This is a genomic window from Oceanobacter mangrovi (genome assembly GCF_019740315.1).
Lineage (GTDB): Bacteria > Pseudomonadota > Gammaproteobacteria > Pseudomonadales > Oceanobacteraceae > Oceanobacter > Oceanobacter mangrovi.
In genome coordinates this window covers 80227-104086 of sequence record NZ_JAHXZR010000012.1, presented here as the reverse complement: position 1 = coordinate 104086, position 23860 = coordinate 80227, and the positions used below count along the sequence as shown (strand labels likewise).

19 protein-coding genes are annotated in these 23860 nt (G+C 52.6%); 7 read left to right on the top strand and 12 right to left on the bottom strand.

All coding sequences use genetic code 11. The annotated features are described in order from the left end of the window. Positions 1 to 482: 482 nt before the first annotated feature. The 11 genes from K6123_RS20355 to K6123_RS20305 all read right to left on the bottom strand — a co-directional run bounded on the left by K6123_RS20355 (position 483) and on the right by K6123_RS20305 (position 14710). Positions 483 to 971, bottom strand: a complete 489-nt coding sequence (locus K6123_RS20355; protein ID WP_221801116.1) for an Hcp family type VI secretion system effector — start codon at positions 969 to 971, stop codon at positions 483 to 485. A 149-nt stretch (positions 972 to 1120) separates the two neighbouring features. Continuing rightward, entirely contained in the window at positions 1121 to 3784 is a 2664-nt protein-coding gene (gene tssH / locus K6123_RS20350; RefSeq protein WP_221801115.1) for a type VI secretion system ATPase TssH, read from the bottom strand. Between the two features lie 89 nt (positions 3785 to 3873). Beyond that, entirely contained in the window at positions 3874 to 4863 is a 990-nt protein-coding gene (gene tssG, locus K6123_RS20345) for a type VI secretion system baseplate subunit TssG (protein ID WP_221801114.1), read from the bottom strand. Beyond that, entirely contained in the window at positions 4860 to 6689 is a 1830-nt protein-coding gene (gene tssF, locus K6123_RS20340; protein WP_221801113.1) for a type VI secretion system baseplate subunit TssF, read from the bottom strand. The genes tssG and tssF overlap by 4 nt, the downstream gene beginning before the upstream one ends. Continuing rightward, on the bottom strand, positions 6682 to 7179 hold the full coding sequence (tssE, locus tag K6123_RS20335) for a type VI secretion system baseplate subunit TssE (RefSeq protein WP_221801111.1): 498 nt from the start codon (positions 7177 to 7179) through the stop codon (positions 6682 to 6684). The genes tssF and tssE overlap by 8 nt, the downstream gene beginning before the upstream one ends. Beyond that, positions 7179 to 7988: a type VI secretion system accessory protein TagJ gene (locus K6123_RS20330; RefSeq protein ID WP_221801109.1), complete on the bottom strand. Its 810-nt coding sequence runs from the start codon at positions 7986 to 7988 to the stop codon at positions 7179 to 7181. The genes tssE and K6123_RS20330 overlap by 1 nt, the downstream gene beginning before the upstream one ends. A 32-nt stretch (positions 7989 to 8020) precedes the next feature. Next, on the bottom strand, positions 8021 to 9559 hold the full coding sequence (gene tssC, locus K6123_RS20325) for a type VI secretion system contractile sheath large subunit (protein WP_221801106.1): 1539 nt from the start codon (positions 9557 to 9559) through the stop codon (positions 8021 to 8023). A 128-nt stretch (positions 9560 to 9687) separates the two neighbouring features. Further along, positions 9688 to 11157 (bottom strand): type VI secretion system contractile sheath large subunit, encoded by a 1470-nt coding sequence (gene tssC / locus K6123_RS20320; protein WP_221801104.1) that lies wholly within the window; start codon positions 11155 to 11157, stop codon positions 9688 to 9690. A gap of 3 nt (positions 11158 to 11160) precedes the next feature. After that, the gene (tssB, locus tag K6123_RS20315) at positions 11161 to 11664 is read right to left on the bottom strand and encodes a type VI secretion system contractile sheath small subunit (protein WP_221801102.1); all 504 of its coding nucleotides are present in this window, start codon (positions 11662 to 11664) and stop codon (positions 11161 to 11163) included. Positions 11665 to 11708: 44 nt separating this feature from the next. Further along, on the bottom strand, positions 11709 to 12836 hold the full coding sequence (gene tssA / locus K6123_RS20310) for a type VI secretion system protein TssA (protein WP_221801100.1): 1128 nt from the start codon (positions 12834 to 12836) through the stop codon (positions 11709 to 11711). Beyond that, a complete protein-coding gene (locus K6123_RS20305) occupies positions 12836 to 14710 on the bottom strand; it encodes a serine/threonine-protein kinase (RefSeq protein WP_281423970.1) in 1875 nt (624 codons plus the stop codon). The genes tssA and K6123_RS20305 overlap by 1 nt, the downstream gene beginning before the upstream one ends. A 468-nt stretch (positions 14711 to 15178) precedes the next feature. Here K6123_RS20305 and K6123_RS20300 point away from each other — a divergent pair, with 468 nt between their 5' ends. Genes K6123_RS20300 through tssK form a run of 3 tightly spaced genes read left to right on the top strand, consistent with a single transcriptional unit; the run spans position 15179 to position 18319 of the window. Continuing rightward, positions 15179 to 16378, top strand: a complete 1200-nt coding sequence (locus tag K6123_RS20300) for a type VI secretion system-associated FHA domain protein (protein WP_343224022.1) — start codon at positions 15179 to 15181, stop codon at positions 16376 to 16378. Positions 16379 to 16386: 8 nt separating this feature from the next. After that, positions 16387 to 16926 (top strand): type VI secretion system lipoprotein TssJ, encoded by a 540-nt coding sequence (gene tssJ, locus K6123_RS20295; RefSeq protein ID WP_221801093.1) that lies wholly within the window; start codon positions 16387 to 16389, stop codon positions 16924 to 16926. A gap of 55 nt (positions 16927 to 16981) precedes the next feature. Then, positions 16982 to 18319: a type VI secretion system baseplate subunit TssK gene (tssK, locus tag K6123_RS20290; protein ID WP_221801091.1), complete on the top strand. Its 1338-nt coding sequence runs from the start codon at positions 16982 to 16984 to the stop codon at positions 18317 to 18319. Positions 18320 to 18380: 61 nt separating this feature from the next. Here the strand turns inward: tssK and K6123_RS20285 are convergent, their stop codons facing one another. After that, complete coding sequence (locus tag K6123_RS20285; RefSeq protein WP_221801089.1) at positions 18381 to 19475, bottom strand: extracellular solute-binding protein; 1095 nt, start codon at positions 19473 to 19475, stop codon at positions 18381 to 18383. 500 nt (positions 19476 to 19975) lie between these two features. On the opposite strand from K6123_RS20285, the gene potA reads away from it, so the two are divergent. Genes potA through K6123_RS20265 form a run of 4 tightly spaced genes read left to right on the top strand, consistent with a single transcriptional unit; the run spans position 19976 to position 23790 of the window. After that, complete coding sequence (potA, locus tag K6123_RS20280) at positions 19976 to 21079, top strand: spermidine/putrescine ABC transporter ATP-binding protein PotA (protein ID WP_221801088.1); 1104 nt, start codon at positions 19976 to 19978, stop codon at positions 21077 to 21079. A gap of 2 nt (positions 21080 to 21081) precedes the next feature. After that, a complete protein-coding gene (gene potB / locus K6123_RS20275; RefSeq protein ID WP_246624926.1) occupies positions 21082 to 21960 on the top strand; it encodes a spermidine/putrescine ABC transporter permease PotB in 879 nt (292 codons plus the stop codon). After that, positions 21944 to 22747: a spermidine/putrescine ABC transporter permease PotC gene (gene potC, locus K6123_RS20270; protein WP_221801087.1), complete on the top strand. Its 804-nt coding sequence runs from the start codon at positions 21944 to 21946 to the stop codon at positions 22745 to 22747. Before potB ends, potC begins: the two co-directional genes overlap by 17 nt. Next, complete coding sequence (locus K6123_RS20265; protein WP_221801086.1) at positions 22744 to 23790, top strand: extracellular solute-binding protein; 1047 nt, start codon at positions 22744 to 22746, stop codon at positions 23788 to 23790. Before potC ends, K6123_RS20265 begins: the two co-directional genes overlap by 4 nt. The last annotated feature ends 70 nt before the right edge of the window (positions 23791 to 23860 follow it).

Below are 23860 nucleotides of genomic sequence, written 5' to 3'. Positions count from 1 at the left end.
AACCGGACTCTGGATCCAGCGAGACTTTTGGGTCAAGCGGCTTTTCACGCCCTCGTACAACCGTGTGGTCATCTGCCGAGGGGGCGGGCGATCGCCCACTACCTGGCCGCGGCCGGGGTTTGATAATTGTTTGGTCAGGATTGGCTGCAGCGGCTGGTTTGCCACCAGGCCGAGGTTTGATAATTGTCTTGTCGTTATCCATAGCGATGTCCGGCTATTACGTCTGCATATAAACAGATAGTCCATATATTCGGGACAATCAATCCCCGCCGATATGATGCCACAACCTGTCACCCACTTATTATCGGGCAAATACCAAAAACCGGATACTTGCCACAAAACATATCGCCGGAAGCGATCTCTATTGAACCTGATCACAGTTTTTCTGTGATCACTTTCCGCTTCCAACAAAAATATTAATAAGCAAAAACAAAAATGCCCGCACCGAAGTGCAGGCATTTTCAGACCAATATAAGCGGATATTAACGCTTGGTATTGGTGGCGGTATCGTAACCAACGGCAATTGATGCTTCGGCGTTGCCGTCTTCATCGTATGGAGTGTATTTCACTTCAACATCCACAAAGCTGATGGTGATATGTTCAGATGGACGCTCAGTAGACTGGGAAGCCGCATGAACAGAGTAGTTGCTGATCAGGGCGTTTTTCAGGGTGTATTCCATGTAAACGTCTGAACCAGAACCTGTACCGGTTTTGCTCAGGTGAATCTTCACATCCTTACCAGTGCCACAGCAGGATTCAATGAAGATTTTAGGGGTTGCGCTATCCATACGACGGGTCAGCACCAGATCGGTGATAACAGCATTGGAAGACTCACGGTCACCCTTGGTAGAGGTTGCAGAAGTAATCTGACGAGCAACACCCCACTGGATATCATCCACATCCATCCAGCCTTCGTGGCTAGGATCAGAAGCTTCACCAGTAATACCGTCGTAGTTAACGTAAATAGACATAAGAAATCCTCTCTATCGTCCTTTATAAATGAGTGAGATTTGCTAAAAAGCGGGAGCATTCTATAACAAAAAAAATAATAAAATTTGAGTAATAGTCCCGCTTTCATAAATCCTGACAATTTTATTTTCAGGAATTTTCAAAACCATTTTCAGGCTATATTTATATTAAAATCACATTTATCTGATAACGAGACAATTATCTCATTTACAGTTTCGTTTTTTGTGAGCCATGACAGAACATTCTCGGCCAAAACCGGTAGCAATGAATTATTCAATAATATTGAAATTCGACGGGCACCGGTATCTGACTGTTGACACTGTTCGATAATGAAATTCACAACATCATCAGTGAAGGTCAAACTTGCCTGATAATGCGATGTAACTCGCTGTTGAATGGCCTGCAACTGCATTCTGGCAATCGTTGCCAGGCACTCATTGTCCAATGGGTAGTACGGAATCAGATTGATACGCCCGAGAAACGCGGGCTTGTAAGTATCTCGCAGCGTCGGCCCGATAGCATCCAGCAAACCCTCCGGGGACGGCCGGGTATCAGGATCAAGACAAAGCTGCTCGATCTGGGCACTGGCGGTGTTACTGGTCATCAGGATGACCGTATTCTTGAAGTCGATATCTCGACCTTCACCATCCTTGAGCATGCCTTTGTCGAACACCTGATAGAAAATATCCTGAACACCAGGGTGGGCTTTTTCCATTTCATCCAGCAACACGACACTGTATGGCTTGCGTCGTACAGCTTCCGTCAAGACGCCACCTTCGCCATACCCAACATAGCCCGGAGGTGCGCCCAGCAACATAGAGACCTTATGCTCTTCCTTGAACTCTGACATGTTGATAACGGTGATATTCTGCTCAGAACCGTACACCTGTTCAGCCAGAGCCATGGCAGTCTCGGTTTTACCAACCCCGCTGGGGCCCACCAGCATAAATACTCCCAACGGACGTTTTGGGTCTGCCAACCCGGCACGCGCTATTTGCATTGATTTGGCAATCCGTTCGATGCCATGGGACTGGCCAATTACGCGCTGCTCAAGCACCTGCTTGAGCTCAAGCATGGTATTGATTTCATCCGTTTGCATGCGTCCGACCGGAATGCCGGTCCAGTCGGAAATCACACCAGCAATAACGTTGGCATCAACACATTCATAGACCAGTGGCTGTTTACCTTGCAATTGCTGCAGCGCTTCCCGCTGGCGACTCAGCTGGCTGATCAGCTGTTCCAGCTCTGCCGAATGCTGATGCATGGACACTGCGCTTGCCTCGCTCTCCCCTGCCACGCCCGGTAAACCAGCATCGGCCAGTCGCAGTGCTTCAATTTGCTGACGCAGGCTGATGATGTCATCAATAATACCGCGCTCTTTATCAAACGCGGCTTTCAACCCCAATTGCTGGTTGCAATGAGTGTCGAGTGACAACTGCAGTTGTTCAATCATCACCTTATGGTCAAAACCATCCTGCTGTTCTTGCTGTAGGCGCTCAATTTCAAACCCGAGGTTTTCAATTTCAGCTTCACACTGCTCCAGCTTGGCGGGAATCGCGCTTTGGCTCAGGTTCACCCTGGCACAAGCGGTATCCAATAAGCTGACACACTTGTCTGGCAGTTGACGACCAGGAATATAGCGATGCGACAGGTTAACGGCACTGACAACAGCCTCGTCCAGAATAACGACGCCATGGTGCTGCTCGAGTGATGGCGCAATGCTTCGCAGCATCACAATTGCCCGTGCTTCATCAGGCTCTTCGACCTTGACCACCTGGAATCGACGGGTCAAGGCAGCGTCAGACTCAAAATACTTTTTGTATTCAGCCCAGGTAGTGGCTGCAATTGTGCGCAGCTCTCCCCGCGCCAGCGCCGGTTTCAGCAAATTAGCAGCATCACCGGAACCAGCCTGGTTGCCGGCACCAATCATGGTATGGGCCTCATCGATAAAGATGACGATCGGTTTAACCGACTGACCGACTTCCTTGATGACGTTTTTCAGGCGATTTTCAAATTCTCCCTTAACACCGGCACCCGCCTGTAGCAGGCCAATATCCAGCGAGTGAACTTCTACGTCTTTCAAAACATCAGGGACCTGGCCACTGACAATCCGTTCAGCCAATCCCTCGACAACCGCGGTTTTACCCACCCCGGCCTCGCCGGTCAGAATCGGATTGTTCTGCTTTTTACGGGTCAGGATATCGATCATCTGGCGGATTTCATGATCGCGTCCGATGATGCGTGGAATCTTGCCTTCGCGAACCTGATCATTCAGGTTGATAGTGAACTGATCCAGCGCCGGGGTTTTACTGGCAACCTTGCTGATTTCGCTACCACTTTGCTGACTGGCTTCACCATGAGTCAACAAGCCATGACACTGTTGACGGAACGCCTCTACATCAATTTCCAGCAAGCAAGGTGTCACCTTGCCAACTCGCAAACGCAGCACCTCACTTTCCAGTACTGCCAGTAACACATGAACCGGACGAATACTGAGCGATTCATAACGGGTAGAAGCAACCATCCAGGCTTCAAACAGCAGCCGGATAATATCTGGCGCAATTTTCGGAAAACCGTCACTGCTGGTTTTCAGTTGTTCCATCGCAGCCAGCGACTCCCGGTGCAGACGCTCCATATCGATATCAAAATGCTTCAGCACCAGCCGAATATCAGCAGGTTCCTGCTGCGCTACTTCCTGCAACCAGTGCTCCAGATCTGCAGCCGCGTGGCCGCGAGAGGCGGCTGTCTTGACGGCTCCTTCCAGCAAGCCACGGCTATCATCTGCCAGATTTTTGATGAGTTTATCGAGTTCCATACTGTTTCCTGTGTGTCTGTTCCCACCCTGAACATGCGGGTGTCAGGCTGCTTCCATGTGCTGCAGGTTCGAATCCAAACCGTCAGCGATCAGTTGAGTTTGACTTTTTCCACCATAAGGCCTGTACCACCCCGCGGTTTAAGCCAGCTGGTACGCCCCAGTTGGGCACCACCAGACAAGGTTGGCAGTGAGTCACTGCTATCGCGGAACCTGAGCCGGACTTCGACGGAAATCTGGCTCGGTACGTACAGCCGAATCAGTCGTTCCAGCTCGTCGAAAGTCTCGGTGCCACGACGTATACGGGCGTAAGCCAGGGTATCCATTTCGCCAATTTCAATCGCAATCCGGCTTTGCACATCCCAGCAGCGCCGTCCCGGTAATACGCCGGCTCCCAGTTGGTTATTGCGTCCGCGGCCACGACTACCGATTTTCAGACGATCCTTTGGGCTGACCGGCAACCACTGGCCAACAAAACTTTTTACTGCCACGGGCAGTTCCAGAAAATCTGCCAGCATGTCTTGCAGAGCGGTAGCGGAACGGATCGAGCGACTGAACTGGCCGCTGTAATAGAGGCTGGTTTGACTGCCCTGATCACTGATCTGGCCAGACAGATTGCGCAACGTGCGACTGTAGGGGTCCGGACTGTGCAGACCATTGTGAAGATCGTACTGACGCGGCAGCCGATATTTCAGCCAGCCCCGATAGAAAAGCGAAAACAGCCGGTGGTTAAAAAGATCAAGGAAATCTGCCAGCGTGCTGTCACGATGACGCCCTCGCTCCATCAGCAAGCGGGTGTAATGCTGCGGCAGCACCCCACTGGGGCCAGCCAGCCCCATAAAACTAACCATCAATTCCTGCCGCTGGCCGACAGATTTGTTGGCCATTTCTGCAGCATTGCTGGCGAATGCCATACCAACCGTTGAGCGCAGCTTGACGGCTTCCCTGGTTGATGGACCGTCCTGCCCCAACAAAACCCGTTCATGACCAGCTTCCAGTGAGCCGGCACCGGCCTGGCGCTCCAGCTCTCTGACCAACGAGAAAAACTCCACCAGTTCAGTGGCAGCAGGCATCCGGCTCATAACAGCACCTGGGCCCCGTTACGGGGAGGCCACTCGATATATGGCTGTGGCTTGTGCTGCAGTTTGACCACCAGCTGGGTGAAGCTGTTCATGGCACACAACTGGGCAAAAAACTCGCTCAGCAAGGCACTGAACAAGTAGAGGCTGTTACTGCTGTCAAACAGCGGATCGAACTCAAGCACAATCCGGGTGCCCTGACACAAGGCGGCGCGGCCCTGCTGGATAATCCGTGCGGTCGTCGTCTCGGTACTCAGCCCGGTAATGCCGTTGATGATGGCTCCCGAGCTTTTGGTGCCCTGCAGGTCGTAAAGCCGCAGCACTTCCTTCAATACCTCCACACCGTCACGCTCGCCGAAGCACTGCAGTGAAATGTGATGAATCAATTGCCAGCGAGTTGCTTCCTGCAACCGGGGTTGCAAGGCTGGAGTTGGTGGCAACAGGCAGCTCTGGCGCAAACCAGACCCTCCCTCATAAAATGCCACTCGCGGCTCTCCGGGACCAAAGGGAAGCTTGCCAGGCAGATCCCGATTGGTTGCGACGACGTCGGCCTCAATCACCCACTCCTTGCGGTCCTCCAGCGGATTAAAGCCATCGTCCACCAACGCCAACCAGCTGTCAGTACCACGACTGGGACGACCGGTGTGCCAATAACTGTTTTCACGCCGCAAACTCCAGAACATTTGCACCGACTCATTGGCTTGCCGACGCTGCTTGTGAGAACCATAGAAAGGACTGATAGCCAGTCGTTCACCATGCGGCGGGCGAGCATTAACCCGTTTGACCGTATGAATATCTGCCAGCTGGCCGTAGTTAGGTGCGATTCGGAGACGGAATTCATCCCCGATTTTGGCCATTCTTACCGGTTCGGTTTTTTCATCAAACAGGTTAACAATCGGCGTACAACCAGGGATCAAAGTGTTTCCATCAATGCCCTGCACCAGCTCAGGGTCTGTATCTGCAAAGTAAAAATACAGCTGAAACCCTTCCGGCAGTTGTTGCCACACGGATTTCAAACCCTGCAATTCGGCAAACAGGAATTTCTCGGGGAAAATAAAAAATTCGGATAACAACCGGTGGCCTCTCGATGTCCGTCCATCGAAAGGGATCAGTGCCTCATCATCAGCCATGCCGACAGGCCGCAAGGCATCGGCTGAGAGGAAAACCGCATCGGTTGCCAGCGGGTCACGCGCCACGGCAATGCCCAGCAGGTTATGAAACAGGTATTCATACAAGCGAAACGCCAATTGTGGCTGTCCGTGGATATAAAACCTGAGGCTGTCAGATTCAATGCTGGCCAGGTCATTGAGTTTGAGCGGCGCAACATTGACCCGCATAACCGACTGTAAACGCCCTTCGGACAATTCAAATGGCAACGCCGGTGCTTTCACCGGAATCGGCGTGAAGGCCGCATCAGTAATGGTCAACGGTAATACGGTATTGTCGAAACAGGTGCGGAAATGGCAGACCGTATCACCTTTCCCCAATTCCATCCGGGTTTGCGCCGGCACCAGCGCAGTGTGCGCCATCTGTGGAATCACCCGCTGCTGAATCACCGAACAGGACGGTACCGGCGCGTGGTAATCGGGATACAACAACCCCATCAGCGCTTCGGTCAGCTCCGGGAAACTGTCATCAATATTGCGCCGAATACGAGAGGTCAGAAACGCAAAGGACTCGATCAAGCGTGAGACATGCGGGTCTTCAACAATGTCCTTGTCGAGCCTCAGCCGACCGGCAATTTTCGGGTGCTGTTCGGCAAACTCGGCACCAGCCTTGCGAATATAGGCCAGTTCCCGGTTGTAGTAGGAAAGCAGCTTGTCATCCATGATTGAGCTCCCGTAACCGCAATGACCGGTCGATGGTGCGTACCCGCGAGTCGAGAATCATATGTACTGGATCCGGCTCGACCAGCAACATACCCGCGATCTTGATGTACAAGGTGCGTTCGTAGTCTTCCCCGACCGGTACCATATCGACTTGCACACGCTGCAGCCGTGGCTCAAAACGCTCGATCAGCTGCACTATGCTCCAGCGGAACTGCTGTCGATCCGCCTCGGAGTCAAACTGCACATGGCTGAAGTCGCGCAGGCCATAATTCACGACCGAATGTTCTACTTCGCGGTGTCGATCCAGCTGGTACTGATGAGCCAGACGCGTATTCAGCAGATTTTCCAGATCCCGTCGCACGCCTTCTTTCATTTCCTTTAACAGCATGCTGTTGGTCTTATGGTCATCCGATGGTGTAGACGGGTCTTCATCGATCAGCCGATCCAGTAACGATGGCAATACCGGCTGATGGGCAGAAACCCGTGCCATCAGGCTTCACCTGCTTCGACCAGCACAGCCCAGTTAACACTGTCCAGTTCATTCATCGACACCACCGCTTCGCCACACAACCAGTTGCGCAGCCCCTGGCCACGCATCACATCGCCCTGTTCATGCCAGTCAGTTGACAGCCCCAGCAATTGACTGTCGGTTTCACTGTCGGGATAAATGGCCGGAATAAAGACTTCACCTTCGGTACCGTTGGATAACACCAGCGTTGCCTTGCGCCAGATGACATCGAGAGGGCGTTGCGGTTGATGCAGCCTCAGCTCCCGAATATCCTCATACTCAATCCAGAAGTATTTGCCGTTGGCGCCCATCACTTCGAGAATGCCGGCGTTAATGTCATCCAGATCGCGCAACCAGGTTCGCTGACCATTGACGATAAAGGGGCTGTCTTCGTCAGCGGGTGTGTTGGCATCAACACGGGCCAGACATTCATTGGCCTTGTCGAGATTTTGTTCCTGCAGTGCCAGCAGCAGTCCCAGGGCGTTTTCGATGCGAGGGCCCGGCTGGTCAATCACCGCCGGGACGGCATTACGCTGATACACGTCCTGACGCGCTTGCGAAGCCCGAATCAGTTGGCGCCAGGTATTCACCATCAGCAGGCTGGCAGGTTCCAGCGTCACCAGCGTATTAAGCTGGTTATCAGCCCGTTGATAGTCGCCCTGAATACACAGCAGCTCAGCCAGAAAGGCGCGGGCGGTTGCACTGGCTGGCTGGTCTTTCACTTCCTGTAGCGCCTGTTCAACAGCCGACTGCAATTTCCCTTCACGATAAAGTGTTTGTGCCGTAGTCATCGTTTGTCTCATTAATCCGTTAGTAGCTGTGATCAACCGCCAGAATCCACTGAGCCGACCGCCAGTTCGGTGACCAGTTTGATACTGGACACCAGCTGGTCGAGCTGGAAATGGGGTTTAAGGTAGATAACGCAGGTAAAATGGCCCTGCTTGCCCGGTGCTTCCCGTACTTCCACACGGGACTCAGACAATGGATAGCGGGCTTTCAGAGCTGGCGAAGAACCCTCACTGGCCGTGGTGTACTGGTTTAGCCAGTTCTGCAGGATGCGCTGGCAATCCGAGGCGCTGATGTAACTGCCAACCTTGTTACGGCCGATCATCTTGATGTAATGACCAAAACGGGCAACACACATCATGTACTGGATCATCGCCGACATCCGGGCGTTGGTATTGGCAATTTCAGTGTTCATGCGCGGTGGTTGATGCAGCGAGCTGTTACTGTAGAAAACACTCACTTCACTGCTGTGATAGCTGCACAAAGGTACGAACCCCAATTCACTGAGATCACGTTCCAGGTAGTCGTCAATCTGCACAATGGTGGCGGGCTTGCGAGCAACGTCTTCGCGCCGTTCGGCGTAGTCTCCATACACCATCTGGCGAACAATGCCGCCTTCACCAAATTCATGGGTGCCGCCCCGGATATCAGCAAACCAGCCATTGTTGGCGAATGCCCGGATCAGCACACCACCCATGGCATAACAGGCATTGCCCCAGAGATAATCGCTCACTCCCCGATGAATACCCTCGCGATAAGGCAAAGGGTCCGGGCGGGTTTCATCCGGTTGCCATGGCTGACGCATCAACACATCCGGCATCACCAGACCAACAAAACGGGTCGACTCCATCTGCCTCAGGCTACGCCAGCGCAGGTATTCGGTTTGTTCGAACACATCGTGGTAATCCGCGATATTCGCCAGCTCGCTCATGGAGTCGAGGCCAAACAATGAACTGTCGACACCAACCAGAAACGGGCACAGGGCAGCCGTCGCTATCTGGGACATTTCTCGCAGTACATCCACGTCGGCCATTGAGCTGGTACGACGGGTTTTGTGTGAAACCCGATAATCCCCCAACAGCACGCCAAATGGCTCACCGCCCGGTGTATCAAATTCATCGCTGTAAATACGCTGAAACAGGTAACTCTGGTCAAACTCGATCGCACGGCCCAAATCCCGGGCAGCGTCTTCCCAGCTGATATCCATCACCCGGATTTTGACCATTAACTCTTCGTCGTAATCCGCTTCGGTTTCGACCAGATACAACAGCCCGCGCCATGACGCTTCCAAAGCCTTGAAACGCTCATGATGGATAATCTCATCCAGTTGACGCGCAACACGCTCCTCGATTTCCACCATCATGCGTTGCAGCAAATACTGTAACTGGCCGGAATCTTCCGACCTGGTACGCAAGGCAAGTTTCTGCAACCAGGCTGAGTCAACCGCCTTGTCGGTGTGGCTTTCCGCCATTGGCACGGCAGCAGGCTGGCGCACGGCATTCCTTGCCTGCGGCAGTTCTACTGGTTCCAGACACGCAATGGCAGTATTGCCGTCCGGCTGTCGTAGATTGCTCATCTTCCCTGTATCCGAAGCCTGGTTTGCGGCAAAAACACCACGGCCAACCGTTCATCACGGTCAGCCTGACGTTTGCCTGAATTGAAGAGTGTTTAGCGGCCCCGCCAGCCAGCGGGGCCTATGCCGTTTTAGCCAACGATTTCTGGAATACGCGCGACCATCCGCAAGGACGTCGTCAATTCTTCCATTTGCAGCCATGGGCGCAGCCAGGCAACAGCATTGTAGGAACCCGGTTTGCCAGGGATTGGCTTGACCTGGATTTTGGCTTCACGCAGTGGATAGCGGGCACGCATATCCTGACCACCTTCCGCGCTGGCATTAACATAGCCGTTAACCCAACGGTTCAGCCATTGCTGCATGTCTTCGGCTTCCATGAATGAACCAACCTTGTCACGCGCCATCACCTTGAGGTAGTGAGCGATACGGGAGGTCGCCATGACATATGGCAAACGCGCTGAAATTGCTGCATTGGCAGTGGCATCCGGATTCGCGTAAACCGCCGCTTTCTGGGTAGTCTGGCCACCGAAGAACACGGCATAGTCAGTGTTCTTGTAATGCGACAGAGGCATAAAGCCCAGGCTGCTCAATTCCGCTTCACGACGATCCGTAATACCAATTTCGGTTGGACACTGCATATCCACATCACCATCGTCTGTGGTCGTCAGATGAACCGGCAGGTTGTCTACCCGACCACCGCCTTCAGCACCACGAATGGCAGTACACCAGCCATATTCGGCAAAGGCTGCAGTCAGGCGGGTCGCCAGTACGTAGGCAGCGTTGGACCAGCAATAATCTTCACGATCAGCCTTGCCCTGTGGATCCACTTCTTCATAGCCAAATTCTTCGATTGGCTTGGTGTCAGCCCCATATGGCAGACGAGACAGTACCCGCGGCATGGCCATGGTGACAAAGCGCGAATCGTCGGAATCGCGGAATGAGCGCCATTTGATGTATTCAGCCGAGTCGAAAATTTTGGCCAGGTCGCGTGGTTTGGACAGTTCAGTCCAGTTATCAAAACCAAACAGCTTTGGATCAGCAGCAGTCAGGAACGGACAGAATGCGGCGGCCGCAACATTCGACATATTGCCGAGGAACTCAATATCATCTGGATGGTTGGTGAATTCAAAATCCCCCACCAGGGCGCCATAAGGTTCACCACCAGGCGTACCAAATTCATTCTCGTAGAGTTTTTTGAAGGTCTGGCTCTGATCAAACTCGACCGCCTTGGAAAGGTCACGGGCCACATCACGTTTGGATGCATTCATGACTTTCAGCTTCAGCGTATTGCTGGTTTCGCTGTTCATCACAAAATAGTGCAGACCACGCCAGCTGCCTTCCAGCTTCTGGAATTTTTCGTGATGCATGATTTCACGCAGCTGTTGGCTGATCGCTTCATCGATTGCTTCAATCGCCTTGCGGAAAGTAACCGTCAGGTTCTTGTTCCAGCTGACGGTTCCCTTCATGGCCTCATCAGTCAGAGCCTTGAGGAGTTCCTTGGCATCGTCCGCTTCGGTTTGTTTGGTCGCCTGCAACGCCTGTTCGAACAGGGTCAGGGTTTGGGCTTCTGCCTGTGGGGCATCCTGCACGGCTTCAGTCATTGCTTAACTCTCCTTTTCTGTACCCAGGGCTTCTGCCAGCTCGGTCAGATCAGCCTGGTTGTTCAATACCCGCTCAAGAATGTCTTCCAGCTGCTCGGATCGGTCCGCCTTGGTCGACAGGTCGCGTAACTTGTTACGGGTGTCCATCAGCTTTTTCAGCGGTTCTACCTGGTTCACAATGGCTGCCGGTTCAAAGTCGGTCATGCTGTTGAATTTCAGGTCGACCGCAAATTCACTGCCGTCGTTTTCCAACGTGTTTTTCACCTTGAAGCTGAGACCTGGCGTCATGCTTTTCAGAACATCGTTGAAGTTATCCCGATCAATCTGCACAAAACGTCGATCTTTTAATGGCTTCAACGGTTGGGTTGGATCACCGGAAAAATCGCCCATCACGCCGACGACGAACGGCAATTCCTTTTTTTCAACCGCATCTTCGGTTTCTACGTCGTAACTGATGTGAACCCGAGGCTTGCGCACCCGGTTCAGCTTTTTGTGAATGCTTTCCATAGAGGACTCCCTAACAGTTGTTCCATGATGTTGCCGGTTTCCATTTACTGGCCGGTATCACCGGGTTGAATACCGGAAAGAGTTTGAAATTTCTGGCGCGCCCCATCGTCCGGAATCAACTGTGCGATCAATTCCGGCAGGGACAGGTTGCTCCAGCGAATAATTTGTTCAATCGAATAGGAAATAGGCGAATGCGGTTCAGCCTGACGAAAATAGTCCGCCACCTTCTGGAGGGTTTTGACAGCGTCGTTTCGATTGGCAATCACAGCGGCCGTCATAACTGCCTGAGGACTGACGGCTTCTGCCGTTTCGTCTCCGGCTACGTCCTCTGTCGTCTGCTCTGCGGCGACCATTTCCTCTTCCTGCAAACGATCACCTGCTACATAGGTCAGCATTTGCTCGCAGGTCTTGAGCGTATCGAGTACCTGCATCGAGGGCTGCGGGTCATCAGTTGCGTACTGATCCAACACTTGCTGAAAATATTGATAGGCTTCCAATGCTTCGCTGAGAGCTTTGCGAGTAGCCTTGAGAAAGGCAACCGACGTTCCCTTGGCAACCGCCTCAACTTCGGCTTTCGACAGCACTCCCTGCTTCAGGCGGGCAGCCTTTTTCTTTTCATCGGAAATCCGGTCAGTTTCCAGCGCCTGCTCGTACTGCCAGATCGCCAATTGGCCAAGACTGTCACTACTCGCGATGATGATGGATTTGATGGGTACGATCAGAGCGCCTTCATTGCCATAGCCATTAAGGCCAATCAACGGCCCCAACTGGGTCGTCAGGCCATCCTCATCCGGGCGAGGATAAAGCTGCTCACCAAACCCCTCGATCAGGCCGGCAGCCAGCCGATAACCCCGCGCCAGTCCCAGAAAACCATATTTACGAGTCAGTGCCTCGATGTACCAGGCAACCATCTCAATATCTTTGCTTTCCTGCCGAAGCACGCCAGGTACATGATCAAGAATGGGATGCCAGTCATCCGCCTGGATAAAGTTTTCCTCTCCCAGCTGGGATGCGGAGCGCTCGTTATTGCGTGCGGTAGTACGCACATCCCGCAACAGCTGGTAACTGGAGTCCGGTGCAATATTGTCACGCAGGTCTGGCCCTGCCGGACCTTCATCCAGTTCCAGTGGTATCAGCAATTGCTGAATTTCATCCAGAGTAATACAGCTCATCAGGACGCTTCTCCGACCGCTGCTGTGCGATCCATTACGGTTTGTTTCAGTGATGCCAGGCGGGCATAGGATTCGCTGTAACCCTTCTGTTTGTGATAGGCCATCTTGGCGTCAATCTTGAGCAACATGGCGTCAGCCAACCCTTGCAGTACTTTAGATTGCGGCGGCATCGCAAAACGATCCGCCAATGCCTCAACTTGCTCCCAGACCTCAACGATCTGTTTGTCGAGCCAGGATTTGGATAGCTGCTCCCTCAAGGTAGTGAGCTCTTCGGCCGCCAGGAAGCGTACCGAATCGTCGGGATACGCCAGCGTACTGGCATCGCCATCAACCTCCAGCTGCGAACGCTGATCCAGAAACGCCAACAGCGCCCTGGCATGATCGAGCGTTTCGGCTGGCAGCGCCTGCCAAACGCTGGCCACCACCGGGAATCCTTGCTGTACCACTTCAGCAAAGCTGTACAGCTGCCCGAGTTGCACAAAATCCTGCTGCTCAAGTGCCTCAGAAACCATCTGGCGATAGTGCTCCAGATAGGCGTCATCCCATGGAAAATGACCATCCAGCTGCTGCAGACGCTGCATACTCTTAACAATGCGATTGGCACTGACAGTGCTGAAGTCAGCGTCCGACCAGTCCTGGGCAAGGCGATAGTTATAAAGATCAATCAATTGCTCACGACGCTGAGAAACATCCCGGCGAACGTGATCAAGCTGCAAGGAATCCGGCAACACTGCGGCCAGCCTTGTAATTTCCGTATCAATTGCGTTGAAGTCAGGCACATCATCGCCGTCAACCGCTGCCAGAGTCTGTTCAACCTTGTTATCCAGTGACTCCAGCAGCATCGGCTTTACCAGCGCCAGACCGCTTTCATTGGTTTGCTGCAACTCATTCAGATACTCAAGGCGCACTGACACTGGCAAAGCTGCAAATCGTTGCTGTAGCGCTTGTTGTTGTTGTTGTTGCTGATAGACATCGACCAGCTGCTGTTGGTATTGCTGGCGACCATCAACATAGTCATTCAGCCACAGACCACCGGTAGTCAATGCGATGACCAGAGTGGAGGCTGCTGCCACCCCTGGACCAACCTTGCGTGTGGCGCGAATCAGGCGACGAAAACTGGCCACAGAGCCGATTCGCCGACTACGTTCCGGATGCAACGCTTTCTGCAGCACCATCCAGGTCCATAAACTGATCGAGGCGGGCCGCTTCGGCATATCCGCTTCCGTCAATTCAGACGATGGCTTGCGTCCAAATGGGTGCTTTCCCGCCAGCATTTCAAACAGCAAACAGCCAAGCGAGAACACGTCATCAGCAGGATCAGCTTCCAGAGAACGGGAAATATCCGGACTGGCGTAAGAAAGTGTGTAACCGAAATAACTGCCCGCAGTCGCATTCTGACGAACACCAGCCTCAAGAAAAGAACGAGAGGTGGCAAAATCAATCACCTTGATACTGCCATCTTCCAGGACAAGTACATTGCTCGGCTTGATATCAGAGTGAATAATCCCCTTGCCATGCGCATATTCCAGGGCCTGACAGACTTCATTAAAGATGCGATATGCCTTGCTTTTCTCCAGCCCACCATCAGGATATCGACGCATAAGCTGAGCTACCGACTCACCCTCCAACAACTCCATCGAAACAAACGACAGACCGTTATCCCTGTGAAAATCGAAAACCTTAACGATATTAGGGTGAGACAAATGTCTCGTAGACAAAGACTCATAGAAGGCCAGATCTTCAGCATACGAAGCCATATCTGGCTTAATAACTTTTAGAGCTATATGACTCTGACCATCATCTGGACCAGTTATCGCCAACATATCACGTGCGCGATATATCAGACTGGTACCACCTTCTGCAAGGAGTTTCATGAGCATATAACGACGCCCAAGAACATCCCCCTCCCTGAGCTCCGACCCACTACTTTCAGGAGTACCATAGATCCTGAAAACATTTTTACTTTCAATAGCTTCCATACTTGAAGGCTTCTTTATATAAGAATCTTTATGATCAGAAAATTAAGTCCATCTATTCCGAACCCCATCATGAAGACTCATATTATTCTCAAGCAGTTCAATGATTTCACGCCAAAAAATGTAAAAACATTCGAATACTTGATTAGCTTCTCAAAATCGAAATCAAAGATAAAACCAGCTAACACTTCAAATAAAAACCAGATCACACCCTGCTTGCCAACTGGTTTTAAACACCATATCTTTAAAATAAAACGAGATATTAATATGTCTATCAGTTCAAATTAGTTACGTGATGATGTTCCCAAAAATTCAACACCACGGATTGTGGTTGAATTCGAGGGCGCTGTTTCTTCAAGATTTGTAATGTCCTGGTCGGTAAAAATGGAATTAAAACTTATTGCCCATAGAACAGATACGAGATTTAAACGGGAAATTGCCTTGGGGCAGTCTGATGTCAAGATCGGCCGCAACCCCGACTGTCAAATGTCCCTGCCCTGCGATCAAAAGATCGTGTCTCGGGTTCACGCTATCGTGCGCTACGATAATGGTAACTATCTGTTGGAAGATGCTGGCTCAGCCAACGGCATTTATCTGGTTTCAAAAGGCAGCAATCTCTCCCCGCGCCAGCAGCACCTGCTGAAACCCGGAGAGCTGTTCAACATAGGCCCCTTCCAGCTCCAGGTCAGTGCGGATGTTTCCATACCGCCCCAGAAACCACAGCTGAAGAAAGCAACCAGAGAGGTGTTGGCAGACCCGGTTCGTAAACCCGCTCAACCCGGCAATAGCGAAACCACCGTCTTTACGGCATCCGGCTCCGACCACTTTACGCCACCAGCAGCCCTGATTCCGGAGAACTGGGATCTGCCAGCAGAAGCTGTCAGTGCGCCGGTCGATGAACCCACCCGCAAGGCCGATCAACAACGCCGTGCCGATGTCCTGTCATTTAATCAACAACAGCACAAGCTGGTTGCTTCCTTACTAAAAGGCATGCGTATCGGCGATCAATTACAGGCAGCGGACGTCAATGCTGACCAGCTGGAGGTCATAGGGCAAACCTTACGAGTGTTGGCAGACACCACTCTGAAAGCGCTGCATGCGCAACGAGAGCTCAAAAGTCGTTTGTGCCTGGACGCACCGGCCGTTGCCAGAGAGCTGTCAAAGGACCCCGTGTGTGACATTCCTGACGGCGATGCACTGATCAAGATCCTGCTCGACAGCCGCCATAGCAGCCGTAAGTCAATCCCGTCGATATTGCTGCACAGCACCGAAGCCATGATCGAAGATCAACAGGCATTGGAACAGCAAACCGTTGAGGCTATTGCCCTGGCAACCAACAGTCTGGCACCAGAGCAAGTCGAACTGGCTTATGCTCAGCAACCCCAACCCGAGAGCGGCCTGCAACAGGCCAACCTGAAATTCCGCAACAAACTCTCTCCTGCGGCCCAAAGATGGGCTTTTTACGAGAAATACTGGCCCAGGGCCAATGACCGGATTCGGGATGATATCCACAAGGCTTTTGAAAAACGCATCCTGCAACTCACTGCTCGCCGAGCCAAACGATAGTGATATTCATGAAATTTATAACTCGATACAGGCTGCTTAGCGCAGCACTTTTATCATTTGCCCTGACCTCTGGCTGTTCCGTCGTTACAACCGTCTGGAAACCCTTCGATCAGATCAGGTTGATTGCCACAGAAGATGTCAACCCGGATGGCAGTGGCCGATCCTCACCCGTACAGGTGCGTATCTATCAGCTCAGTTCTCGAACGACCTTTGACAACATGAGTTTTGACGAAATCTATTTCCACGGCGAAGAGCTGCTCAGTGATGAGTTACTGTCGATGGATGAACTGATTTTACAACCCGGTGAGTCCGTTCTGCAGAAAGTACCCTTGACGGCCAAGGCAACCCATATTGCTGTCGTTGCCGCATTCCGTAATCTGGATGCCAGTCACTGGAAGTTTGTTTATGACATCAAGTCATATGGCCACTACACCCACGCGGTCACGATCAGCGCCGATGACGTACTGGACGGCGATCCCGACACGGCGCTTCAACGCAAGGACCCGGCCGAAGAAAAGACCAGCTTCAGGGAAGACACCCAGTCCTGAATCTCACCGAACAGAGCCTTGCTCTTAACTGCACACGTTATGGAATCCGTGACTCATGAGTAATGACAACAAGGTTGCCTGGCTGGAAAGCCTGTACCTGTTTCCTCATCATTTCCAGCAGCAGGAACGCTATCTGGAAGCTCGCATTGAACAACGCGCCCGCGCCATTGCTCCTTTTATGTGGGGGTTTCTGGATCTCAGCCTGGATCTCAGCCTGCTCAACAATGGCCAGATCGGACTGTCACGGGCGCGAGGCATCATGCCGGACGGTTGTCCGTTTGAATTGCCACGCGATGCCTCATTGCCCAGGCCACTGGAAATCGACCGCAACGTCCGTAACCAGCTTATCTACCTGATTCTGCCAATCTACCAGCCTGGCAATAAATACGTTGCCGGTCATGATGATTCCGAAAGCATCACCCGTTATGGCATCCAGACCCGGGATGTTTATGACTACTGCAGCAACAACAGCGATTTTGAAGCCGTTGACCTTGCCAGCCTGCAGTTCCGGCTGGCACTGGAACGTGAAGAACTTGGTGGTTTCAGTTGCCTGCCATTGGCCCGTATTCAGGAAGTCACCGCTGAAGGTGCTGTGATTCTCGACAAGCAATATATCCCGCCCGTATTGGCGATTCGCTGTAATGGCCAATTACAACACCATCTGACCAATACCATCGGTCTGGTCAAGCAGCGGGCAGATGTATTGGCCCACCGTTTTGCGGCTTCCAATCAGGAAGGGGGATCGTCAGCGATCGCCGACTTCATGTTGCTGCAGATGCTTAACCGCTACGAACCGCGCCTGCGCCATATGAGCCAGATTCCACAACTACACCCGGAAGCCCTGTATCGTGAACTACTGGGTCTGACTGGTGAACTGGCTACCTTTACCACACTGGAGCGCAGACCCAGACTGGAACCCGACTATCAACACGAGAACCTGCAGCAGTGTTATCAGATGGCAGTCGATCATTTGGGCAAGTACCTCAGTACAGTACTGGAGCAAACCGCAATTCCGCAGAAAGTCGAACAGCACAAGTACGGTATCTTTGTGTCCCGCATTGCTGACCATAGCCTGATTACCCAGGCGCGGTTTATTCTGGCAATCAAGGCGGATATGTCGACCGACAAGTTGCGTGAATACATGCCCAAGCATGTGAAAGTCGGTTCCGTCGAAACCATTCGCAACCTGGTCAACAACCAGCTCAGCGGTATTGGATTATCGGTAATTCCGGTTGCCCCCCGAGAAATCCCTTACCACTCAGGCTTTGTCTACTTCGAACTGGACAGTCAGGGTGAGCAGTGGCAATCGCTGAAAACCTCTGGCGGATTTGCCTTCCATATCGCCGGAGAGAATGAGGGTCTGGAGGTGGAGTTCTGGGCGGTTCGGCAGTAATAAACCGGTAGGGAACCAGCAGTGCTGTCTGCTGGTTCTTGATGTACGCCTGCAGAGTCTGTCAAAAGTAGGCACTGACCGGCACAGTGCAATATTTGCCACTGGCACACACTGACTTTACCCATTCCTTGTTCATGCGTTTGTTGGCTGTCGTCCCGACCGGACTCAGTGTTTCCAATGACGCCTGTAGCTGTAGTGGCGGATAAATGCCGGGATTATTCAGCACATCCGGGTTGATCAACGGCAATGATGAGTTCATGACCGTTGGGTAGTCCAGATAGTTGGAGTTTTGGGCTGCCGTTTCCGGCTTCATCAGGAAGTTAATGAACTGGTAGGCCAGCTCAAGATTACGGGCCCTGGCTGGAATCGCCATCACGTCAATCCACATGGCCGCACCTTCTGGTGGAATGATATAGGCCAGCTCATCATGCCCTTCGATTGCACCAAGAATATCGCCACTGTATCCCAGCGTGACACAGACATTACCTGCGGCCAGATCATCCAGGTACTGGGTGCTGTGCAAATAACTGACGTCTTTCAGAGCCGCTCCCACCAAGGCCCCCGCCCGGGATAAAACCGCCCTGTCCTCGGTATTCACCGACGCCCCCATGTATTTGAGAGCAGCCGCAAAAATCTCGTCGCGTTCATACAGCAACGCAATACCACAATGGGCAGCCTGCTGCCGGGTTGTTTCATCAAACAACTTCAGCGAATAATCCTTTTCCCCCAAGCCCTGTTGCGCCAACAAACGGGTATTGATTCCCAGCCCTGTCGTGCCCCACATGTAGGGCACACCATAGTCACCACGAACGTCATGGCGCTGGAACTGACTGCGGATTTCCGGGCGAATATCGGCCAGTGCTGGCAGCCGGCTAACATCAAGCTGCTGGATGATCTGGCGGGAACTGAGCTGATTGATGATGCGTGATGATGGAAACACCACATCAAAGTCGCTGTTATCGTCAAACAACATGAACTTGAATTCTTCTTCATTGTTGAACTCAACGTATTCGACTTTGACGTTTTGCTGCTGTTCAAACTCCGCCAACACCTCGGGCGAGATATAATTGCCCCAGTTAAGAATTTTGAGCGTGGCAGGGTCGGCAAGTACCGACGAAGAAATGATTGCGGAGAGCAACAATAATAGTTTTCGCATAGCTATATCCTTGTAGGCTGAGCGCCACCCCATGTGGCTCTGCAAAAGCGGCGCGCAGTATAAGGAAGACATATAAACAGCAAAAGCCTATCTCAGGCCCTTCCGCACAACTTTTCGACTATTTCTTGATCAAGCACGCAGTAATTATCGCTACGTAAAATATGACCAAGAGGAAAACAAACACAGTGTAAATTTGCTATTCAGTTTGCCTGCTGACTTTTCCTGTTCGCCACTGACGGCGTCGGCAAGGTTTTCACTCCACCAATTTCTTAGCAATCTCCTGTAGCAGGCCCATTGGCGATAAAGATCAACGGTTGCATCACAGCCGACGACTGTTATAGTCGCGCGCTCTTTTTCGGGGAACGATCGTTTCCCACGCTCTTTATGTCAGAGAACAGGTCAACCATTGCCCGAATTACTGCGCCTCCAACCTCATTGTTCCTGCGTGGTCTGATACAGTTGACTGAAATTCACCTTCTTTTGGCAGGGAGTGCTCAGCTGTGAGTTCCTCTTCTTTCTTAGCCCTCAAGCAGATTACCAAGCGTTTTGATTCCCATGCGGTGTTGTATGAGTTTGACCTCAACATCGAAGACGGCGAATTTTTTACCATACTGGGACCTTCCGGCTGCGGCAAAACCACCGTCCTGCGGCTGATCGCCGGTTTTGAAGCCCCGGATGAAGGCAAGATCGTACTTGATGGCACCGACATCAGCCGTCTGGAAGCTGAAAAACGCCCAACCAACACCGTGTTCCAGAGCTACGCCCTGTTCCCGCATATGACGGTGTTCGACAACGTCGCTTTTGGTCTGAAGATGGCTGGCGTGGCGAAAGCGGATATCCGCAGCCGGGTCAGGGAAGCGCTGGCCGTAGTGCAGCTGACAGACTTTGAACAGCGCAAGCCGCACCAGTTGTCTGGCGGCCAGAAGCAACGGGTGGCAATTGCCCGTGCCATCGTCAACCAGCCCAAGGTGCTGCTGCTGGATGAATCGCTGTCGGCACTCGATTACAAGCTGCGTAAACAAATGCAGATTGAGCTGAAGCGCATCCAGCGTCAGCTCGGCATTACCTTTATCTATGTGACCCACGATCAGGAAGAAGCCCTGTCGATGTCAGACCGGGTACTGGTGATGAACAACGGCCAGCCACAACAGGTCGGCACGCCACGGGAAATCTACGAGTCACCGCGCAACCTGTTTGTGGCGCGTTTTATCGGTGAGATCAACGTCTTCGACGCCACCATTATCGAAGCCCGCGACGACTTCCAGTATCTGGCCCAGATCCACGACAAGCAGTGGGTCATCCATGCCAACCAGCGGTTGGAACCAGGCGACAAGGTTCATGTGCTGTTGCGGCCGGAAGACCTGCGTATCGAATACCTCGAAGATGCCAACGAGGCGGATGGCATGATCGGCGAAGTTGTCGAAAGCAACTACACCGGCAAGACACTGGATTCGGTGATCCGGCTGGATAACGGCGTCACCGTGCAAGCCAGCGAATTTTTCAACGAGGACGATCCGGATTTCGCCTACAAGATCAACCAGCGAGTGTGGGTCAACTGGGTGCATGGCTGGGAGCACGTCATCAAGGCTGACGAGTTAAGCTGACCATGAAAGCTTTCATAGCCAACCTCAACTTCCGCCGTCTGGTCATTACCCTGACCATCAGCTGGCTCAGCATCTTTGTCTTGCTGCCACACCTGATGGTGGTCGGTACCAGCTTCCTGACCGCCGATGCCGACAACTTTGCTATCTGGCCGATCACGCTGGATAACTACCTCAAGGTACTCGATGACACCTATGCCGGGGTATTCTGGGACAGCCTGGTGTTGTCTGGCATTACCACCGTGATTGCCCTTGGCATTGGTTATCCATTTGCATTTTTGCTGTCGCGCATGACGCCGGCACTGCGCGCCATTCTGCTGTTTATGATGGTGATTCCGTTCTGGACCAACAGCCTGATTCGCATCTACGCCATCAAGATGTTGCTGGGTAAAAAAGGCCTGTTCAACCTGGTGTTAGTGAGTACTGGCATCGTCGACAAGCCGGTGCAGCTGCTGTACACGGATTTTGCGGTGATCTTCGGGCTGGTATACATCCTGCTGCCCTTTATGGTGCTGCCGCTGATGGCCAGCTTCGATAAACTCGATCAGTCGTTACTGGAAGCCGGCAAGGATCTTGGCGCCAATGCCTTCCATCGCTTTCGCCACATCATTCTGCCGCTGACCATGCCGGGCGTGATTGCCGGTTGCCTGATTGTGTTCCTGCCTGCCATGGGCATGTTCTACGTTGCCGACCTGCTCGGTGGTGCCCGCAGCCTGCTGCTCGGGAATGTCATAAAAAACCAGTTTCTGGTGGCCCGCGACTGGCCGTTTGGCTCAGCCTTCAGTGTGTTCCTGATTGTGCTGATGGGGTTGTTATTGTGGCTCTATTACAAGGCCAACCAGTACGTCCAGAAACAAGGAGGCATGGATGACCAGAATCTCTGACCCCCGCGCCATAACTGGACGCCTGTTCAAATGGCTGTTTATCGGGCTGGTGTTTGTGTACCTGTATCTGCCGATGGCGGTGCTGGTGACCAACTCGTTCAACAAGTCGAAATACGGTCATAACTGGGCCGGCTTTTCACTCAAGTGGTATCAGGAGCTGTTCGACAACAATGCCATGATGCAGGCGTTCGGCCACTCCTTGCTGGTCGCAGCCCTTGCCGCCACCGCAGCAACCCTGATCGGCACCCTGATGGCGCTGGCGATTCATCGTTATCGTTTCCCGCTTAAGAGTGCCACCAGCTCACTGTTGTTTGTGCTGATGATGTCACCCGATATCGTGCTGGCGATTACCTTCCTGATTATTTTTATCGCTCTCGGTATCCAGCTGGGATTCTGGTCACTGCTGATCGCCCACATTACCTTTTGTCTGCCGTTTGTGGTGATTACCGTTTACGCCCAGATGAAAAGCCTCGACCCCAATATTCTCGAAGCCGCGCAGGACCTCGGCGCCAGTGAAGCACGGATTTTCCGGGTGATTATCCTGCCCTTGATGGCCCCGGCGGTACTGGCAGGCTGGCTGCTGAGTTTTACCCTGTCGCTTGATGACGTGATTATCAGCTCTTTCGTGACCGGGCCGGGTTTTGAGATCTTGCCAATCCGCGTATTTTCCATGGTGAAAGTGGGCGTATCCCCCGAAGTAAACGCACTGGCGACCCTGCTGTTGGTCTTGTCACTGACGCTGGTTGCTGTAACCACCTGGCTCATTAAAAGGCAGAAAAACCAATGACTTTGACTTCGCTGTTTCGCAACGTGTCGGCCGCGGCTGCACTGCTGGCCGCTGTCGCCGCCAACGCGGCTGACAAGGTAGTAATCTACAACTGGAGTGAATACATTCCAGACGGAGTACTGGAAGAATTTACCGAAGCGACCGGCATCGAGGTTGAGTACAACACCTATGAAAGCAACGAGGTGATGTACTCCAAGATCAAGATCCAGAACGCCAAAGGCTACGACATCGTGGTACCGTCGTCCTACTACATTTCGAAAATGGCTCGAGAAGGCCTGTTGGCGAAAATCGACCAGAGCAAGCTGAGTAACCTCAAGCACCTCGACACCAGCCTGCTGAATAAGCCCTACGACAAGGGCAACCAGTACTCCATCCCCTACACCTGGGGTAGCACCGGCATTGGCATCAATACCGATGAAATCGAAAAGTCTTCCATCACCAGCTGGAACGATCTGTGGGACAGCAAATGGCTCGGCAGTCTGCTGCTGACCGACGATGTGCGTGAAGTATTCCAGATGGCGCTGGCAATTCAGGGTCACTCCGCCAATACCCGCGACCCCAAAGAAATTGAACAGGCTTATCAGCTGCTGAAAACCCTGATGCCCAACGTGCTGACCTTTAACTCCGATGCTCCACGTGAGCCGTATATGGCCGGTGATGTGAATCTCGGCATGATCTGGAATGGTGAAGTCATCATGGCGCAGGAAGAGATGCCGGAAATTGACTACATCTACCCGTCTGAAGGCGTGATTCTGTGGGTCGACAGCTTTGCCATCCCGGCTAACGCCGAACACAAGGATGCCGCGCACCAGTTCATCAACTTTATGCTGCGTCCGGAAATTGCCGCCCGCACCGTCGATTACATCGGCTACGCCACCCCCAACAAGGATGCACTGGAGCTGTTGGACGAAGAGACCCGCAACAACCCGATCATCTTCCCGTCCCAGGCAATCATCAGCAAGGGTGAATTCCAGGAAGACGTGGGTGATGAAGCAACTGCTCTGTACAACAAGTACTGGGAAGAGCTGAAGACCAGCATGTAACCCGCGACGCGGCTACAGAATCACTGGTTTACGGCGACGGGATGCGGGCAGAACGCCCGCACTCCGTCAT

Excerpts from the sequence above, each read along its gene's own strand:
- tssC (WP_221801104.1), bottom strand. The coding sequence starts at position 11,157 with ATGACTGAAGCCGTGCAGGATGCCCCACAGGCAGAAGCCCAAACCCTG.
- tssE (WP_221801111.1), bottom strand. The coding sequence starts at position 7,179 with ATGGCACGGGTTTCTGCCCATCAGCCGGTATTGCCATCGTTACTGGAT.
- K6123_RS20265 (WP_221801086.1), top strand. The coding sequence starts at position 22,744 with ATGACTTTGACTTCGCTGTTTCGCAACGTGTCGGCCGCGGCTGCACTG.
- tssG (WP_221801114.1), bottom strand. The coding sequence starts at position 4,863 with ATGAGCCGGATGCCTGCTGCCACTGAACTGGTGGAGTTTTTCTCGTTG.
- K6123_RS20330 (WP_221801109.1), bottom strand. The coding sequence starts at position 7,988 with ATGACTACGGCACAAACACTTTATCGTGAAGGGAAATTGCAGTCGGCT.
- tssB (WP_221801102.1), bottom strand. The coding sequence starts at position 11,664 with ATGGAAAGCATTCACAAAAAGCTGAACCGGGTGCGCAAGCCTCGGGTT.
- tssK (WP_221801091.1), top strand. The coding sequence starts at position 16,982 with ATGAGTAATGACAACAAGGTTGCCTGGCTGGAAAGCCTGTACCTGTTT.
- tssC (WP_221801106.1), bottom strand. The coding sequence starts at position 9,559 with ATGAGCAATCTACGACAGCCGGACGGCAATACTGCCATTGCGTGTCTG.
- potB (WP_246624926.1), top strand. The coding sequence starts at position 21,082 with ATGAAAGCTTTCATAGCCAACCTCAACTTCCGCCGTCTGGTCATTACC.
- tssA (WP_221801100.1), bottom strand. The coding sequence starts at position 12,836 with ATGAGCTGTATTACTCTGGATGAAATTCAGCAATTGCTGATACCACTG.
- K6123_RS20300 (WP_343224022.1), top strand. The coding sequence starts at position 15,179 with ATGTCCTGGTCGGTAAAAATGGAATTAAAACTTATTGCCCATAGAACA.
- K6123_RS20355 (WP_221801116.1), bottom strand. The coding sequence starts at position 971 with ATGTCTATTTACGTTAACTACGACGGTATTACTGGTGAAGCTTCTGAT.
- potC (WP_221801087.1), top strand. The coding sequence starts at position 21,944 with ATGACCAGAATCTCTGACCCCCGCGCCATAACTGGACGCCTGTTCAAA.
- tssH (WP_221801115.1), bottom strand. The coding sequence starts at position 3,784 with ATGGAACTCGATAAACTCATCAAAAATCTGGCAGATGATAGCCGTGGC.
- K6123_RS20305 (WP_281423970.1), bottom strand. The coding sequence starts at position 14,710 with ATGAAACTCCTTGCAGAAGGTGGTACCAGTCTGATATATCGCGCACGT.
- tssF (WP_221801113.1), bottom strand. The coding sequence starts at position 6,689 with ATGGATGACAAGCTGCTTTCCTACTACAACCGGGAACTGGCCTATATT.
- K6123_RS20285 (WP_221801089.1), bottom strand. The coding sequence starts at position 19,475 with ATGCGAAAACTATTATTGTTGCTCTCCGCAATCATTTCTTCGTCGGTA.
- tssJ (WP_221801093.1), top strand. The coding sequence starts at position 16,387 with ATGAAATTTATAACTCGATACAGGCTGCTTAGCGCAGCACTTTTATCA.